This is a genomic window from Chryseobacterium sp. UF-290, from assembly GCF_058245615.1.
Map to the genome: position 1 here is coordinate 40,415 of NZ_JBSICB010000024.1, position 17,301 is coordinate 57,715.

12 protein-coding genes are annotated in these 17,301 nt (G+C 36.9%); 9 read left to right on the forward strand and 3 right to left on the reverse strand.

The genetic code is table 11. The features are described 5' to 3' along the window. Positions 1-74: 74 nt before the first annotated feature. From AC4IF5_RS19745 to polA, 5 genes are all read left to right on the forward strand, one after another. The gene (locus AC4IF5_RS19745) at positions 75-1,139 is read left to right on the forward strand and encodes a LysM peptidoglycan-binding domain-containing protein (protein WP_490737562.1); all 1,065 of its coding nucleotides are present in this window, start codon (positions 75-77) and stop codon (positions 1,137-1,139) included. Beyond that, positions 1,129-2,157 carry an Asp23/Gls24 family envelope stress response protein gene (locus tag AC4IF5_RS19750; RefSeq protein WP_490737564.1) on the forward strand — a complete coding sequence of 343 codons (1,029 nt, stop codon included), beginning with the start codon at positions 1,129-1,131 and terminating at the stop codon, positions 2,155-2,157. Before AC4IF5_RS19745 ends, AC4IF5_RS19750 begins: the two co-directional genes overlap by 11 nt. Further along, positions 2,150-3,433: a hypothetical protein gene (locus tag AC4IF5_RS19755; protein ID WP_490737565.1), complete on the forward strand. Its 1,284-nt coding sequence runs from the start codon at positions 2,150-2,152 to the stop codon at positions 3,431-3,433. The genes AC4IF5_RS19750 and AC4IF5_RS19755 overlap by 8 nt, the downstream gene beginning before the upstream one ends. Before the next feature lie 400 nt (positions 3,434-3,833). Beyond that, positions 3,834-4,247 carry a type VI secretion system tube protein TssD gene (gene tssD / locus AC4IF5_RS19760; protein WP_062675331.1) on the forward strand — a complete coding sequence of 138 codons (414 nt, stop codon included), beginning with the start codon at positions 3,834-3,836 and terminating at the stop codon, positions 4,245-4,247. Positions 4,248-4,383: 136 nt separating this feature from the next. Then, complete coding sequence (gene polA, locus AC4IF5_RS19765; RefSeq protein ID WP_490737568.1) at positions 4,384-7,218, forward strand: DNA polymerase I; 2,835 nt, start codon at positions 4,384-4,386, stop codon at positions 7,216-7,218. 140 nt (positions 7,219-7,358) lie between these two features. Here the strand turns inward: polA and AC4IF5_RS19770 are convergent, their stop codons facing one another. Further along, positions 7,359-7,760, reverse strand: coding sequence for an immunity 22 family protein (locus AC4IF5_RS19770; protein ID WP_490737569.1), 402 nt, complete (start codon positions 7,758-7,760; stop codon positions 7,359-7,361). 182 nt (positions 7,761-7,942) lie between these two features. On the opposite strand from AC4IF5_RS19770, the gene AC4IF5_RS19775 reads away from it, so the two are divergent. Continuing rightward, complete coding sequence (locus AC4IF5_RS19775) at positions 7,943-8,590, forward strand: MgtC/SapB family protein (RefSeq protein ID WP_490737570.1); 648 nt, start codon at positions 7,943-7,945, stop codon at positions 8,588-8,590. 89 nt (positions 8,591-8,679) lie between these two features. Here AC4IF5_RS19775 and AC4IF5_RS19780 read toward each other — a convergent pair whose 3' ends face one another. Next, on the reverse strand, positions 8,680-9,171 hold the full coding sequence (locus tag AC4IF5_RS19780; protein ID WP_490737572.1) for a copper resistance protein NlpE: 492 nt from the start codon (positions 9,169-9,171) through the stop codon (positions 8,680-8,682). A 295-nt stretch (positions 9,172-9,466) separates the two neighbouring features. Between AC4IF5_RS19780 and AC4IF5_RS19785 the strand changes: the two genes are divergently transcribed. Genes AC4IF5_RS19785 through AC4IF5_RS19795 form a run of 3 tightly spaced genes read left to right on the forward strand, consistent with a single transcriptional unit; the run spans position 9,467 to position 13,752 of the window. Continuing rightward, entirely contained in the window at positions 9,467-11,605 is a 2,139-nt protein-coding gene (locus AC4IF5_RS19785) for a S46 family peptidase (protein WP_490737573.1), read from the forward strand. Between the two features lie 42 nt (positions 11,606-11,647). Next, positions 11,648-12,679 (forward strand): polysaccharide deacetylase family protein, encoded by a 1,032-nt coding sequence (locus AC4IF5_RS19790; RefSeq protein ID WP_490737574.1) that lies wholly within the window; start codon positions 11,648-11,650, stop codon positions 12,677-12,679. Then, positions 12,676-13,752, forward strand: coding sequence for a GNAT family N-acetyltransferase (locus AC4IF5_RS19795; protein ID WP_490737575.1), 1,077 nt, complete (start codon positions 12,676-12,678; stop codon positions 13,750-13,752). Before AC4IF5_RS19790 ends, AC4IF5_RS19795 begins: the two co-directional genes overlap by 4 nt. A gap of 189 nt (positions 13,753-13,941) precedes the next feature. On the opposite strand, the gene AC4IF5_RS19800 is transcribed toward AC4IF5_RS19795, so the two are convergent. Beyond that, positions 13,942-16,809, reverse strand: coding sequence for a M16 family metallopeptidase (locus tag AC4IF5_RS19800; protein WP_490737577.1), 2,868 nt, complete (start codon positions 16,807-16,809; stop codon positions 13,942-13,944). Positions 16,810-17,301: the final 492 nt, after the last annotated feature.

Here is a 17,301-nt window from a genome sequence, read left to right on the forward strand (position 1 = left end):
AGACTTACAGACAAAACATAAGCTGTGGAATCTTATTAATATTTTTAACTATAAAATAATCAGAAATCCATTTTATGGAATATAGTAAGCATCAGATAAAAAAAGGAGATACATTAGAATCAATAGCAGAAAGATATCAGATGACAGGCAAAGAGTTGCTGGCCTTTCATAACTTACATTCACCTGTTACCCAGCAGTTTTTTGGAGATTACCTGCCCATTCATATTAATACTGTTATCATACCTCTCCAAAAGGATAAAGAGGAGAAAAAGGATCTTGATTATACAGCATTTGAACAAAAAGCCAGATATAGAGCGGAGCAATTGAATATAACCAGAATAGAAGATGATGTAAAGAGTTATTCCCAGCTTAAAAAAGAATATGAGTTGAAATTTAATCTTACAAATCATGTGGTACAGGTAAAACTTTGCGATTTTTTTTATGAGTTTAATCCACCAGCATTGTCACGTGTTTTTGATTTTGTATCTGAAGTTGACTATATTAGAAATAACTGTTTGGTAGAAATCAACCAGCTTGGAAGATTTTCCAGAATTGTTGATAAAGATAAATTGAAGGTAAATTGGGAGCAGTTTAAAAAAAACAAGCTCAACGAAATCGAATTTGTAAAAGTTATAAGACAGACTCAACCAAAAGAATATGAAAAGCTCCTGAAGGAAGGAGATTTTCAGTTTTCAGATCAATATAACGACCAAAAAGACTATAACAGAGATCTTTTTTATCTCGCTGTACTGGACAAATATCTTTATAATGATGAAGAAAATCTGGGAAAAGAAGATTATATCTATCAGTCTCAGCTTTTTCCAGATGTACAGGTACCTATGAAGATGAGGTATGATATCCTTAAAAAAGAAGGAGATCTTATTACAATCAGAAAGGTTTGGGAGACCGTTGAGTCTGAAGAGTTGTTAGAGAAAGTAACCCAGGGTTATGAAAAATACCATCGGCCTTTGATAAAATATAAGTTTTCAGAATACAAACTGGATATGAGGAATCTGTTCACTTATAATTTGAAGACAAAGATTCTGGAAAAAGCTGAATTGTCAATTATTGAAAATATTGAAAATAATATAAAATCTGAATGTATATTTAACCTGAAAAGAATAAATAATGGCGGTTAATAAGTTCGTATTTCGTTCATACCCTGATTTTTCGACAAAGGTGATACTCTTGATCGTGTCTCTGGTATTGTGCCTTTTCATTTCATATATTATTCCAGGATGGGATTATTTAAATATTCATCAGGATAACCTCGAAAATTATTTTGGGAAATATATCCCTATTGGTATATTATTTTTCTTTTATCTGTCTCTTTTTATTATTCTATATATAGTTTTGCTCAATAGATTTTCTAAAAATTTCTATATCAGTAAAACAGATAAGGATCAGCTTACAGTATATACTGGAAATCAAAATGAGGTATTTATAAAAAAAGAGGATCTTCAATTTTCTACTACTGAAAAAACATTTAGTATTAAAAGTATATTGAATACAAATTTGAGAAAACATCCCAAGGGGATATCTGTAAAATCTTTTAAGCAATATATTAAGGACACATCAACAGAAGAGTACCACCATCTTGGAAACTCTTTTTCGGGCTCAATATTGCCAATGTCTATTGTATATACGTCTTTAGTTGTGGGGTTTATGATTTATATAGTGTATGCAATAGTTCTGTATAAAATATTGACACCTCATATGGAAGCATTTCAGGTCCTTTTTAGAGCGAAGAGCCCGCTATTGTTAATTGTAATATCTTTACCATTATTAGGTGTTTTCTTTCTGGTTATGTATTATTTGTATCAACAAACAATACTGAGAAAGCATTTGATAAAAATAGACTGGTCAGAAAATCAGGTAATGACTTCTACAGGTAACAAAAAATATATATTTAAAAAAAATGAAATTAAGGCATCTGTTTTTTATATAAACAGGTTTACCCATTTATCAAAATGGCTTATAATAGAACAGAAGAATGGTACACGGTATGTGATTTTGTGTGAAGATGAAGATAATAATGCTTATCAGGAGTTCATTAATTCATACGTGAAATATTTTGATATTGATATCGAAAATGCAAAAAGTACAATAGGTTCATCAACAAGTCTATTAATGAAAAAAAAATATACTCATGAGTAAATATCTTCCTCAGGAAACATTTATTGTTTGTTCTCAACAGGTAAACCCTTCGCCTGGTAATATTTTAGCAAATCCTGATTTATGGAATCTTTCTGTAATATATAAATCTGAAAAGAAGCCACTTTTAACAGAAGTTGATTTGATTCTTAAAGATGACTTTGAGTGCAAATCTAATTGGGGACAGGCTGCAGGATGGGGATTCTTTATTGGCGGGCTGATTTCAGGACTTGCCATCGGTGCTGCCGTAGCATTTTCTGTTTTAACTTTTGGCGTAGGGGCTATAATCATTGGGGTAGTGGCAACGGTTGTTATTGGTACGGGACTTACATTTGCGCTGAAATCAAATGCTACAAAATGTAATCCCAATTTAGTTGAATGGAAAAATCCACACCCTTCTGTTAAATTTGAAGGAAATAAAGCTGTGAATTTATCCTCATTTATGACATGTTCTGTAGGTCCTGGAATTTTGACTCCATTCATAGATGAAGAAGAAGCAAAATCAGCAGCCAGGAATGTTGCTTTTAGGAATATGGGGGAAGTAGGTCTTACAGCAGTTATATCAGGTTTGTTCGGCTTTGCAGTAGGGTATGCAGCGGGATCAACAGGTGGTCTTGGTAGTGGTCTTTTAGCAGGAGGAACAGAAGCAACAGTAGGAATAGTAGGAGCATATCTGATATTTCAGCCCATTTCCTATTGGGAAGCACAGGGAATGCAGGGAATCTTCAGTAGCGATGATAAAAGTACTGCTTACGATCAGATGCTGGCTTCCCGCAAAGAATTGGAGAGTTCTTTTACTGTGGATACACCAGATGATCCATATATAGGAACATCACAAACAAGTGCTGCCGAAAACCTGCTATATCATTCTTATGATAAGTACAGACAAAATCAGAACGAAAAGTACATCAAAGAAATTATGAACCTGAAAGGCACCCGTGCACAACGTGAGGCCAGAATTGCTGAAATCGTTGCTGAAATGAAGAAAACAAAATCCGGAGCTCAGGCTGTAGAAGCTATGAAGCGAAAAGGCAGCGGAAAAATTCTTCCAAGAGTAAAAACAAGCAATAAAGGAAATAGAGTAATTAATCAGCATAGAGCTGAAACCAATAAAGGAATGAAGGCTGAGACTGCCAAAGGCTTTGGAGGAATGAATGGAATAGGACTTATACTTCCTTTACTGGTATCTCCTCTTAATGAATGGACTTTTAATGTATTGGCAGATTCCTTTGCAAATCAATCAGGAGGTGGTGTTACCATTACTGCTGAACAAAACTAGCAATAAATATGTTCTATTTTTAGACGATGAAGCGTCAAAATACAAAATACCTGTTGGCAAATTTCCAAAAGACACTTTTACATCCAAACCATAACAGAAGTATAGGAAATTAGAATGATTTTTAAGCTTCAATAAAAATCATTTTCATGTATAATATTTCCCTTAATTGTGTATTAGTTTGTGTTTTTTAATTGTTTTAATGTAATAGTTAAAATATTTATTATTAGATATTTGTGTATGTTTTTATCTCCAATGTCGTAGAATTACGACATGAAATCGTAGAATTACTACAATTTTTCAGATTTCCTTCCAAAAGCTTTTTTTTCAAAAACTACCGTTTTATCTTTGTTATATAATTATTGAATTAACAATTTATTACTAACGATTAAAATTTACAATCATGGCAGAAAGAAATTCAAGAGGAATCTTAAAATTCAACAACGGCGAAGGACAGAAATTATTAAAGATGAACTACAGCGTATCCAGATCTACAGATGTATCCGGACGTGTAGCATCAGATCCTTCCAATGCATTGATCAAAGTTACAGTAGAAGCTACTGAAAAATCAGACATCCTTGAAAGCTTATTGAACGGAAAATATAAGCCAACCGTAGGAGAGATCACTTTCAACAAATCTCACGAAGAAGGAACATTGATCACTTTGAAGTGGGAAAACGGATATGTGATCCAGCACGAAGTAGATTTCGATGCTATCGACAGCAACAGTATGCTGATTAGCTTCGTTATAAGTGCAGAAACAATTGACTACGGTACTTCTCAGTACGCTGGATTATGGCCTTCAGCAGGTAAATAAGCCGGTACAACTTAAAAAATAAATAGAACAGTATGCTCGTTGAGTGTACTGTTCTGTTTTTTATCAAACCGAACCCCACACTCCAAAACTAGCAACTTATCTTCCTATTTTCTTATATTTGTTCATTATAGATAATATGGACGCAACACAAGATAAAAGGCTGTTTCTCATCGATGCCTATGCGATGATTTTCAGAGGATATTACGCATTGATCAGGAATCCAAGACTCACCAGTACAGGGCTGGATACTTCTGCCATCTTTGGATTTACCAACTCCCTGATCGAGTTGATCAGAAGAGAAAAGCCAACCCATTTGGCGGTTGTTTTTGATGTAGGGCAAGCAAGTGTGAGAACTGAAGATTTTTCAGACTATAAGGCCAATAGAAGTGAAACGCCTGAAGCCATCAAAATTGCCGTTCCATACATTCACAGGATTCTGGAGGCGATGCACATTCCGATTCTGGGAATAGAAGGTTATGAAGCGGATGATGTGATAGGAACCATTGCATGCAAAGCAGAAAAAGAAGGATATACCACTTTTATGGTGACTCCGGATAAGGACTTTGCCCAATTGGTCACAGATAACATTAAGATTTATAAGCCAGGCTTAAAAGGAGGAGATATAGAAATTCTCGGTGTAGATGAGGTAAAGGCAAAATACGAGATTGAAGATCCAAAGCAGGTCATTGATTTCCTTGCGATGATGGGAGATGCGGTAGACAATATTCCAGGGTTGGAAGGAGTAGGAGAGAAAACCGCTATGAAGTTTCTTAAAGAATTCGGAAGCATTGAAAAACTGCTGGCGAATACAGATAAGCTGAAAGGAAAACTGAAGGAAAAGGTTGAAGCTTCTGCAGAACGTGGTATTTTGTCTAAAAAATTGGCGACTATCATTTGTGATGCCCCTGTAGAATTCCATCAGGAACAATATGACCTTGAAACCCCTGACTTTGAAAAAGTAAAAGAAGTCTTTGATGAAATAGAATTCAGAAGACTGTATGAAAACCTTTACAGAGCTTTTGCTCCGGCACCTACAGAAACTGTCTTGGTAAGTGAAGTGGAAGTCAAGCAGACACCGACAGGAGCAGAAATGAAAGGAAAAGCGATGCAGCTTGATCTTTTTGCCAATTTCGAAGAGCTGGAGGAGGCAACCTCTACAAAATCAACGATTGAGCAGAACGACCACCTTTATCAGTTCATCAATAATCCGAAGGCCCAGAAAAAGCTGGTGGAAAACCTCTTAAAGCAAAGAGCTGTTTGTTTCGATACAGAAACTACCTCGTTAAATGAATTGGAAGCAGAATTGGTTGGAATGAGCTTCTCCTACAAAAAAGGGCTGGCCTACTACATCCCCTTTTCTGAGGATAGAAATGAAGTGCTTCAGACCCTGGAGATCTTCAGACCGTTTTTTGAAAAAGAAGACCTGCTTAAAATTGCTCACAATTTAAAATACGATTATAAAATATTAAAACAGTACGACATCACCGTTAAAGGTGCTATGTTCGATACAATGATTGCCCACTATCTATTGAATCCTGACGGAAGACATGGGATGGACTATCTTTCGGAAGTATATCTGAATTACAAGCCGGTATCTATTGAAACCATTATCGGAAAAAAAGGTAAAAAGCAGGGTAACTTCAGAGATGCGGACCTTAGAACACAGACCGATTATGCTGCTGAAGATGCAGACGTAACGTTCCAGCTGTACGAATTGTTTGCTCCGCAATTGAAAAAGGAAAACCTGGAAGAACTTTTCTACAATATCGAAATGCCTTTAATGAAGGTGCTTGCAAAAATGGAACTTGCAGGAATTTCTTTAGATGAAAAATGGCTCGCCCAGGAAAGCATTGATCTTGAAAATGACCTGAAACAATTGGAATCTATCATTTTTGAAATTTCAGGAGAAGAATTCAACATGAATTCACCAAGACAGTTGGGGGAAATTCTCTTTGAAAAAATGCAGCTTGATCCGAAGGCGAAAAAAACGAAAACTGGGCAATACGCGACTTCAGAAGATGTGCTTCAGAAACTGGCTTCAAAACATGAGATCATCAAGCATATTCTGGAATACAGAACCTATCAGAAATTAAAATCAACCTATGTGGATGCGCTGCCTTCACAGATTGAGAAAAAAGATGACAGGGTACATACCAACTTCTCACAGACTACAGCCGCTACAGGTCGTCTGGCAAGTGTGAATCCGAACCTTCAGAATATTCCGATCCGGACATTGAGAGGACAGCAGATCCGTGGAGCCTTTGTTTCCGGGGAAGGAAAGAAAATTATCTCTGCCGATTACTCACAGATTGAGCTTCGTCTCATTGCTGAGATCTCAGGAGAAGAAAACATGATTCAGGCTTTCCAGAACGGAGAAGATATCCATGCTTCCACAGCAGCGAAACTTTTTAAAATTCCATTAGAAGAGGTTTCCAAGACTCAAAGAGGCCAGGCTAAAACCGTAAACTTTGGAATTATCTATGGACAGGGAGCTTTCGCTCTTGCGGAACAGACAGGATTATCCCGTACAGAAGCCAAACAGATGATTGAAGCCTATTTTGAAACTTACCCGAAACTGAAGGAATATATGGCGGAACAGGTAAGCAAAGCACGTCAGGTAGGTTATGTTGAAACTATTTTAGGAAGAAAACGTCATTTAAAAGATATCAATTCCAACAACTTTGTAGTAAGAGGCCATGCTGAAAGAAATGCTGTAAATGCTCCTGTTCAGGGAAGTGCGGCGGATATTGTGAAAATTGCGATGATCAAAATCGACAGAGAGCTGGAAGAGCAGCAGTTAAAAACCAGAATGTTGCTCCAGGTACATGACGAATTGGTATTTGAATCTCCGGCCGATGAGGTTGAAGCCGTTTCAAAATTAATTAAAACCGAAATGGAAAGCGCTTTAAAAACTCAGGTTCCATTATTGGTAGAAATTGGAGTAGGAGATAACTGGCTGGAAGCGCATTGATAACGAGTATAAAAAATGATATACATAAGACTGTCTCATGTGAGATGGTCTTTTTCTTTTAGCCACTAATGCATGAATCCTTTATTTTTATTCTTGCATTAGTGACAATAAAATAAGCTATTAAATAAATAGGCTCTTGTTTATATCGTATTGAATTCAATCTCACCCATATAATAAAGCTTGTTTTCCTCTCCATCTACAGAAACAGGGTTGGGAATAACAAACCTGCTTGCAAAAATAATGGCGTTCACCGGCGTGTCAAGATTCATTTCATTAAGTTTGCTTTCAAGGACTGGCAACCATTGATCTGCATAGGAATAATCAGAAAATTTTTCATACAGTCCAAGATGTTCATCTTCGAAGCCATACTCTATAAAATCATCATCAAACCATTTTATGCTCTGTGACTCTGCGAATTTTGAAATGTACTGGTCCTCAGTTTCCTCTTCTATATAGTAGTTTTCATCCTCTTCTACAAAATCATAAAAGTCTTCTTCATTTTTAAAATATCCTAACCAGAAGTGTGAAATTTCTTTATCCATTGGAAAATATATTGAATGTTAATTTTACTTTATTGATGCTCTGCATCTATGTTTATTCAGACTGTAATATTACGAAAGTTTTCAGTCAAATAAAATCTTCTTGTCCCTAAACAAAATGGGATGATTGAAATTACGGATAAATTTTTTTATTGTAATTTTATTCTACACTTAAAATTGAAAAAATGGATTTTCTTCAGGACCATTATGTAGTCAAAAACGAACTGCTGCTGATTTTGATTTCCGTCATTCTGGGATTAATGATTGGTGCGGAGAGAGAATACAGGAATAAGTCGGCAGGACTTCGTACCTTTATTCTGGTATGCTTTGGCTCCTGTCTGTTTACCATACTTTCCATTAAAATAGGAGTTGAAAACCCGGACAGGCTGGCAGCTAACATCATTACCGGAATTGGTTTCCTGGGGGCCGGAGTGATCTTTAAAGGTGACAGCAAAATAGACGGGATTACAACAGCAACAACCATCTGGGCGACGGCTTCCATCGGAATGGCTGTAGGATCCGGATACGTTTATTTTTCATTGTTGGGAACAGTGCTTGTGCTGCTGATCTTGAGTTCGCTTACCTATCTTCAAAACTTTATAGATAACCATCATAAGATACGGGAATATAAGATTACCCTGGTAGGATCAGGAGAAGTTAAGCATTGTGAGGAGACTTTTCAGAAATATCATTTGAGATATATGATGATCAAGCAACAGTATACACAGGGAAGCTTGACTATTACCTGGAGGCTTTCAGGAAAAAATGCCTATCATGAAGAAGTGATCAGATGGCTGATGGATGAATCCAGGATTATCGCCTATCAGTTTTAGAATTTCAAGTCTACGAATTATAAACGGGAATTGAGTACCATGATTATTTATATAATAGGTCAAAAAAATAAAGGCCTGAGCCTTTATTTTTATTTTTTCTTAAATACATACAGATCTTTGTTCGGACCGTCAATTTCTTTCCCTTCCATATCCAGTTGGATAAGCATATTTTCACCTACCTTGTATTTATATCTAGCTGTTTTACCTTCCAGGGTGATAACACTTCCCGTCGCATCCCAGGAGAAAGAACCTTTATCCTGATTTTTAGAATTTCTGTCGATGTACTCTTCCGTAATGCTGAAGGTCTTATCATTATTCAGTGTTAATGACGTCTTGATTCCAGGACAGTCAGCACAGGGAACAGTCGCCCCGTAAGTACCATTCCAGTCCAATGCATTCTCAGAAGTATCACCCTGTGCACTTGTCACAATGTGAGAGGTACTATCTGTTGCCGTAGGCTGAACGGTAGCTGTAGAATCCGTTACAGAATCGCTGGGTTCCCCTACTTTTTTATCCTTGGTACAAGAAGTAAGGAATAAAGCTGCGCCAATTCCCAGGATAAGCATTTTGCTTTTCATCATAATAGTTGATTTAATATGTTCTTATAAAGTAACTAGCAGTAAACAAAAACCGAGCCAGAGGGAGGAAGATCTGAGAGTTGGGGAGTGGGAGCGTTTTTAGGGTAGAAGAGAAGATAATGAGTTCCAGGATTCTTATTTCGGAAGAAGGGCTGGTGATACAGTTCTTGTCTTTATTCTTTATTCCTGACTTATTATCATAAATACATTTTACATTTAAAAAAAACTCGACAACTTTTCCGCCTGTTTTATTAAGACATTCTTATTTTTCTTCGTAAATTGGGGCAAAATTTTGATTATGACAAAAAAGATACTTTTATCTGTATTTCTTTTGCCGGCTGCAATGGCATTTGCACAACAATATGGCGGAATGTGGATTCCTACAGAGCTGAATGAAAAGGAAATGAAGGATTTGGGAATGAAGATTTCTGCCAAAGATATTTTCAACCCTCAGAAACCGAGCATAAAGGATGCGGTAGTACAGTTTAATGGCGGATGTACCGCGGAGATCATCTCGCCTAAAGGATTGTTATTGACTAACCATCACTGTGGATATGGGCAGATCCAGGCACATTCTACCGTTCAGAACGACCTTCTTTCAAACGGTTTCTGGGCTAAAAATATGCAGGGAGAACTTCCTAATCCTGGAGTAAAAGTAGATTTTATTGTAGATATTAAAGAAGTTACAGACCGTATACTGGAAGGCACAGATCATCTTACTGAGCCTGAGCTTACTAAAAAGATCAATAACAATATTGAAGTATACAAAAACTCTCAGAAAATCGAATCCTATCAGTCGATTATGGTAAAGCCTATGTACTATGGAAACAAGTACTATGCTTACACGATCGAAACCTATAAAGATATCCGTCTTGTTGGGGCACCCCCTCAAAGCATAGGAAAATTCGGTAGTGATACAGACAACTGGGTTTGGCCTAGACATACCGGAGATTTCTCCATGTTCAGAATCTATGCAGACAAAAACAATAAGCCTGCGGAATATTCAAAAGACAATGTGCCGTATGTTCCAAAACATTATCTTCCGGTATCTATCAAAGATAAAAATGAAAACGATTTTACTTTTGTATTCGGATTCCCGGGAAGAACTACGGAATATCTTCCGGCAGTAGCGGTGGAGAAGATCATGAAAGAAATTGATCCTGCAAGAATTGCCGTACGTGATGTCGCTTTAAAAACATTAGATGAAAAAATGCGTGCTGACAATGAAACACGTATCAAATATGCTTCAAAATACGCATCAGTTGCCAATTACTGGAAAAAATGGATCGGTGAAGTTGAAGGATTGAAAAAATCCAATGCTGTTGAGAAAAAAGTAATGTACGAAGGATCGTTGGTGGCTAAAAATCATCAAATTAAAGCAACTTTAGACCAGTTGAATAAATTTTACAATGAGCAGGCTCCTTATGCATTAAACAATGCTTATTACACCGAAGTGGTAAAAAATGCTGAAACATTGAAGCTGGCAGGTGATTATTATGATTTTATAGCTGCAGTAGAAGCGGGAAGAATGGATGAGAAGGAACTTGCCAAACTAAAAACAAAATTAACCTCTTTTTACAAAGATTACAGTGCGGAACTGGATGCTAAAGTAACTGCAAAACTGCTGGCTTTATACGTTAATAAAACAGCTCCCCAGTTTTTACCGGCCGGCTTCAACAAATATAAAGATGAGGCTCCAAATATGTCTGCGATAGAGGAGATGTCTAAAAACTCTATCATTACAGGACGTGCCGCTGTAAACGGAGCAACATTGACTACAGATATTGATAAAGCATTTTCTAATCAGGACAAGCTGATCAAAACCCTGAAAAAAGATCCCGTTTATCAGCTGTATGTTTCTATGAAAGAAACTTACATGAAAGCTGCTGATCCGCAGTATACTTCTCTTCAGTCAAAAATTGATGCTATGCAGAAGAAGTTTATGGCACAGCAGATGGAAACAGATAAAGACAGAAAATTCTTCCCGGATGCCAACTCAACACTTCGTGTGACCTACGGAAAAGTAAAAGGTTCAACACCAAGAGATGCCGTTTCTTATGGCTATCAGACGCACCTGGCGGGAGTAATGGAAAAATATGTGCCGGGAGATTATGAATTTGACGTTCCTAAGAAACTGATCGATCTTTACAACAAGAAAGATTTCGGAATTTATAAAGATAAAACAGGAGATGTTCCTGTAGGATTCACAGCAACCAACCACACAACAGGAGGAAACTCCGGAAGTCCGGCTCTTGATGCGAACGGAAATCTTGTCGGTCTTAACTTTGACAGACAGTGGGAAGGGACAATGAGTGATATCAACTATGACCCTCGTTTCAGCAGAAACATTATGGTGGATACAAAATATATCCTTTTCATCGTTGAGAAGTTTGCGGATTCCAAATGGCTTGTTGACGAAATGAAGATTATAAAATAATTTTTAAAAGTTATACCTTTAAGAATCTATTTGAATTTAATTTTGAATAGATTCTTTTTTATTGTAAACAGGATGAAAGACAGGATCATCAATGTATTGGCCGCCTTTGAAGCAGATAATATCGGGAAATCATTTCCGCTGGATTACTGTTTGCCCCTATATCACTCTGTTTCTGATAAAGATCTTCTGCATATCAGGAATGTGATCCGGTATAAAAGCACAAAGCAGTTTGAGGAAGACCTGGATCATATTTCCAGACACTTTCAGTTTGTGGACTGGCAGGAGTTTAAGAATTTCACCTCGGGAAACTTCAGACCCGGAAAAAAAATAGCATTGCTTACTTTCGACGACGGATTCAGTGAATTTTATGATACGGTAGCCCCTATTCTGGAACGTAAGGGAATCTATGCCTGTAACTTTATAAACCCTGCCTTTATAGATAATAAAGATATGATGTTCAGGTGCAAGGCCAGCTTGCTTATTGATGTTTTGGAGAAAATGAAAACAATAGATCCTGAAATATACCGTATTCTGTCTCTTCAAAATGACACAACGAGAGAAGCTTTACAAAAACGGATTTTAAAGATCAGTTACCAGGAAAAAAATATACTGGACCTTCTCGCAGAAAAACTTGAATTTGATTTCGAAGCCTATTCAAAGGAATTCAAACCCTATTTAAGTACCGAAGAACTAAAAGTGCTTACCCGTAAGGGATTTGGGATTTCTTCTCATAGCTGGGATCATCCGAAATACGGAGATCTGTCCTTGAAAGAACAGATGGAAACCACAGATCAGACTTTTGTTTATTTAAAAGAACATGGGTTTCTGTATGAAAGCTTTGCCTTTCCTTTCACGGACTTTCAGGTAAAAAAGGATTTTTTTGATGAACTGTTTAAAAATAAAGATATCTATTGCAGCTTCGGATGTGCTGGTGCAAAACTGGACAGTGTACAGAGAAATTTCCAGAGAATACCAATGGAAATGGGAGAGAGCGGAGAAAGAATACTGAAAAAAGAAACGGCATATTTCAGACTGAAAAAACTGATAGATAAAAATACCATTTTAAGAAAATGATACAGCTGAAAACATTCAACAGAAAAGAACTGGAAGACTTTGTCTTGTCCGGAGATTTTCAGCAGTATGATTTTCTCCCGATTACGAAGCACCGCGCCTTGTCCCAAGTCAAAAATCACAAGGCAACGGATGAAGATACACTTCTTATTCTGGCTTTTTATGAAGAAAAATTAGCAGGATATGTTGGATGCTTTCCGGATCAGTTTATTATCGATGGAAAAATAATCCATTATGCCTGGCTCAGTACCCTGTATGTAAGCCCGGAGTTCAGAAAAAAGAGGCCTGCAAAAATATTGCTGAAAAAAGTATTTGAAGAATATCAGGGAAGGATTGCCATTACGGAATTTACCAGGGAAGCGGAAGCGCTTTATAATATTATGGGTGTTTTTGACTATGTTTTTCCAAAAGAAGGAAAGCGGTATTACTTCAGAACGGATGCGGCGGGGATTATTCCTGAAAAAAAACCGGAAACAAAAATATTGAAGCCTCTTTTCCACATATTGGATATTGCAGCCAATTCTTTGATCTCGGTTAAAAACTTAAAAACACAAAAACCGGATTTCCGTTATGAAATACTGAATCGTATTGATACAGACAGTGCCGATTTTATAGCCGGATTCTCAAACCTGCGTGATGCGGAAGCCATCAATACGTTTATAGACCATCCATGGGTCCTGGAAGGAAAAAAAGAGGAGAGCTATCTGTTTTCAAGCTATGCTGAGGTCTTCCGGTATTTCTGGGTGAAGATTTATGATGAAAATAATATACTTACAGCATGTCTGCTGCTACAGCTTCGGGACGGATATCTTAAAATACCTTACCTTTTTTCAAATACTGACCTGGATAAAGTCGTTCGCTTTTTAAGTTTCTTCATTGCTGAAAATAAGGTGAAAGGGCTCACCTGCTATCAGACAAGGCTTAATGAAGCGATAGAGAAGTCAAAAAGGTTATCCGGAATTTATGATCGTGACTTTAAAAGAGAATATCTTTTTCACAAAAACCTGCTACGGGAACTTCCGAAGGGATTTAATCCTCATTATCAGGATGGAGACGGTGACTGTATGATGACATAATCTTATAATTGTTTATTCATCAATTTCCAGTTATCCTTTATAAAATAAAAATGAGGCTGTCTCAAAAGTGTCATTCTGAATGAAATGCAATGTAATGAAGAATCTCAAACAACTGACCATCAATGAGATTCTTCCTTCGTCAGAATGACAAAAGCCGAATTATTTGACTTTTGAGACAGCCTCTATTTTTTAATGTCCGAAAATATCTTTCAGATCGACCTCTTTGAAGGTTCCCATCTTATTGACGGCTTCCATATCCAGATTTTCTTTTTTTCCGATAATAGCTGTATTAAAATGAACAGACTGGATTTCTGTCTTATAGAACTGTCTGATATCTTCAAACTTCAGATCTTTGATCTGTTCATAGATATCCTTTCTGAAATCATGCTCAATATTCAGTTTCTTTAGTCTCAGCGTATTGAAGAATATATTATTCCGGGTGACTCTGGTTGAAGCGATCTGCTTCAATGCTGCATTTTTGGCATTTTCAAACTGTATCGGCACCTCAGGAAGCTCATTCATCAGTTCATTCAGGGTATCCACTGCAATCATAAGCTTATCAGGCTGGGTCCCGATGTATGTTGTGATATAATCCGGGTGCTTCAGCTCAGAATTGGCAGCATAAGAAACGTAAGCGGAGTAGGCAAGACTCTTGCTTTCACGCATTTCCTGGAAGACGATTGAAGATAAACCTCTTCCAAAATATTCATTGAAAACATTGATCTTTCCAAAATGCTGAGGATTGACCAGGCTTCCTTTTCCTATTTTGCTCATTTCCATCTGAACCATATCGTAATTGATGAAATACACATTCCCACCCGTAGCAGGCTCAGGATATTGCTTAGGCTCAGGGATCTGAAGACTTTCCGTTTCCGTATACTTTCCGATATATCCTTTGAAATTTTCAAAATCTTTTCCGTAGAAAAATACCTGATATGGATATTTGAAAAGTTCTTTCATCCGGTTGGTAAAGACTTCCGGGTTGCTGCTTTCAAGCTCTTCTTTCGAGATAACATCGGTAAAACGAGATGTGCTTCCCAGTTTGGTATAGTTGGTAAGAGCAGTCATGATACGGTTTTTATCTTTCTTGATGGCCTGGCGGTTTTCCAGTACAGTGCCTACAAATTGATTATATACATCCTGATCCGGTTTTACCTCGTGCAGCCAATGCTGAAGCAGGGCAATTCCTTTTTCCATATTTTCCTCCAGTCCACTTAAAGAGATGAGCAGCTGGTCGTTTGTTGTTTTAAAATCATTACTGATTCCGATTTTAAAGAATTCCTTTTTCAGATCTTCAGGAGAAAGCGTGTCGGTTCCCAGGTACTGAAGCAATTGAGTGGATATTCCCCAATCTCTGTCATGATCACTTCCGAAAGGGAAAATAAAATGAACCTGGGCGATATCATTGTATTTGTTTTTGACAAAACTCAGTTTCTTTCCTTTACTATCATCAGTGACTATTTCTTTTTTATAATCGATGAACTCAGGCTGTATATCATCAGTTTTATCAGATAAAATCTCTTTTAAAAACTCAGACTGAACATCGCGGTTGATCTTTACCGGAGTGATACCCGGATTTTCAACTCTTAATAACCTGTCGTTAACTCCTTTTTCTTTATTAATAATAACATAATTTTCTTTGAAAAAAGCATTGGCAAAACTTACGATATCATCTTTAGTGAAACTTGAATATATATCCATTTCATCAAGCTCCTGCTCCCAGGTTCTTCCTTTTATATAACAGTCATAAAGAGTGGTAGCCAGTCCTTCTGCCGTTTCGAAGCCTTTCATTCTCTGAAGCTTAAAATCATTAATGATCGCCGGAAGCATCCAGTCCGGGAAATCTCCTTTTTTGATCAATTCAATCTCTTCCAATACCATTTCCTTTGCTTCATCCAGCGTTTGCGTTTCTTTCGGAACAGCTACAATAGAAAAATAACCGTACTGTTTCAGTCCTACAGAGAATGCCTGTGCCCAAAGCATCTTTTGAGTCTGGTTGATATGGAGGTCCAATAGACCGGCTTCCCCTCTGTTGCTAAGGATATTGGCTACTACATCAGCCAGCATGGCTTCCCGTGTTCCGTAGCTCTCTGTTCTCCATGCCAGTTGAACCCGTGGAGTAGTAGGACTTTTTACAGTTCTTTTTACAATTTCTGTAATGGGCTTTTCAACAATTGGTGTTTTCCTGGGGAGCTCTTTATAAGGTAAAGTTCCAAAATATTGATCGATCAATTGAATGGTTTTTTCAAAATCAAGATCCCCCACCAGCACCATAGCGTAATTATTAGGAACATAATATTCATCAAAATATTTGTGAATAGCCTTCATAGATGGATTTTTTAAATGTTCAGGCTTTCCTAACGTCGTTTGCTGCCCATTGGGATGTGTTGGGAAAAGAGCGTCCATCAGTTCGTAATTCACAAGTCTTGTGTCATTGTCCTGTGCTCTGTTGAACTCTTCATATACAGATTCCAGTTCAGTATGAAAAAGGCGAAGTACAATTTCAGAGAACCTTTCCTTCTCTATTTTTAACCATTTTTCAAGTTCGTTATTCGGAATGTTGTTCTTATAGACTGTTTCATCGAACCAGGTATGGGCATTGGTTCCGCTTGCTCCCAATGAAGAAATAGCCTTGTCGTATTCATTGGCGATGGCATATTTGGATGCTTCCTGTGAAACTTCATCAATCTTTTTATAGATTTCCTTTTTCTTTTCAGGATTCTGCTCCGCCTTATGCTCTTCGTATAATATTGAAATCTGATCAATGAGCTGCTTTTCTTTCTCCCAGTTTTGAGTCCCTATTCTGGAGGTGCCTTTGAACATCATATGCTCAAGGTAATGGGCCAGACCTGTATTATCTGCGGGATCATTATTGCTTCCCGTTCTTACCGGAATAAAGGTTTGAATTCTTGGAGCATCAAAATTTTGAGCAAGGAAAACCTTAAGGCCATTTTTTAATGTGTAGATTCTGACTTTATTTTCATCGTGGGTAATTGTAGAATATTCGTAGTGGTTGGTATCAGTGTGAACTGTAACCTTATATTTTTTATCAATCATATATAACTCATTTCATTCTTTAAATTCAGAATGTAGTACAAATGTAAGGAATCGAAAAAAATGTTTCCTGCTTTTTATCACTATTACATCTATTATAATAGTTGAGAAGGTAAATCAGAAATCAGAAACTTTAGTAAATTAATAGAATAGTAGAGTAGTAATAATAAATAACCCTATATGTATATTCTTATAGTAAGAGAGACACTCCCATTCCTCATTTTCCGTCTAATTCTCTCCCATACTCCTACCTTTTCACTTTGTAACCTTGTCCCTTCAAACATTTGTTTAAAATTTTTCATATTGTGCGCCAGTGTATTAGGGTTAAAATGTTATTGGGATGTAAACTTTATGTTAAGTAAACTTGTTTTGTGTGTTAATAAGTAGTTATCTTTGCCGCACTGAAAACGAGAGTAGATCAGTTAAGCGCAGAAGAGCTTTTAGCTAAGCATAAACATTTATTGTACCGAAGAAACAGACAAAAATACTTTTACT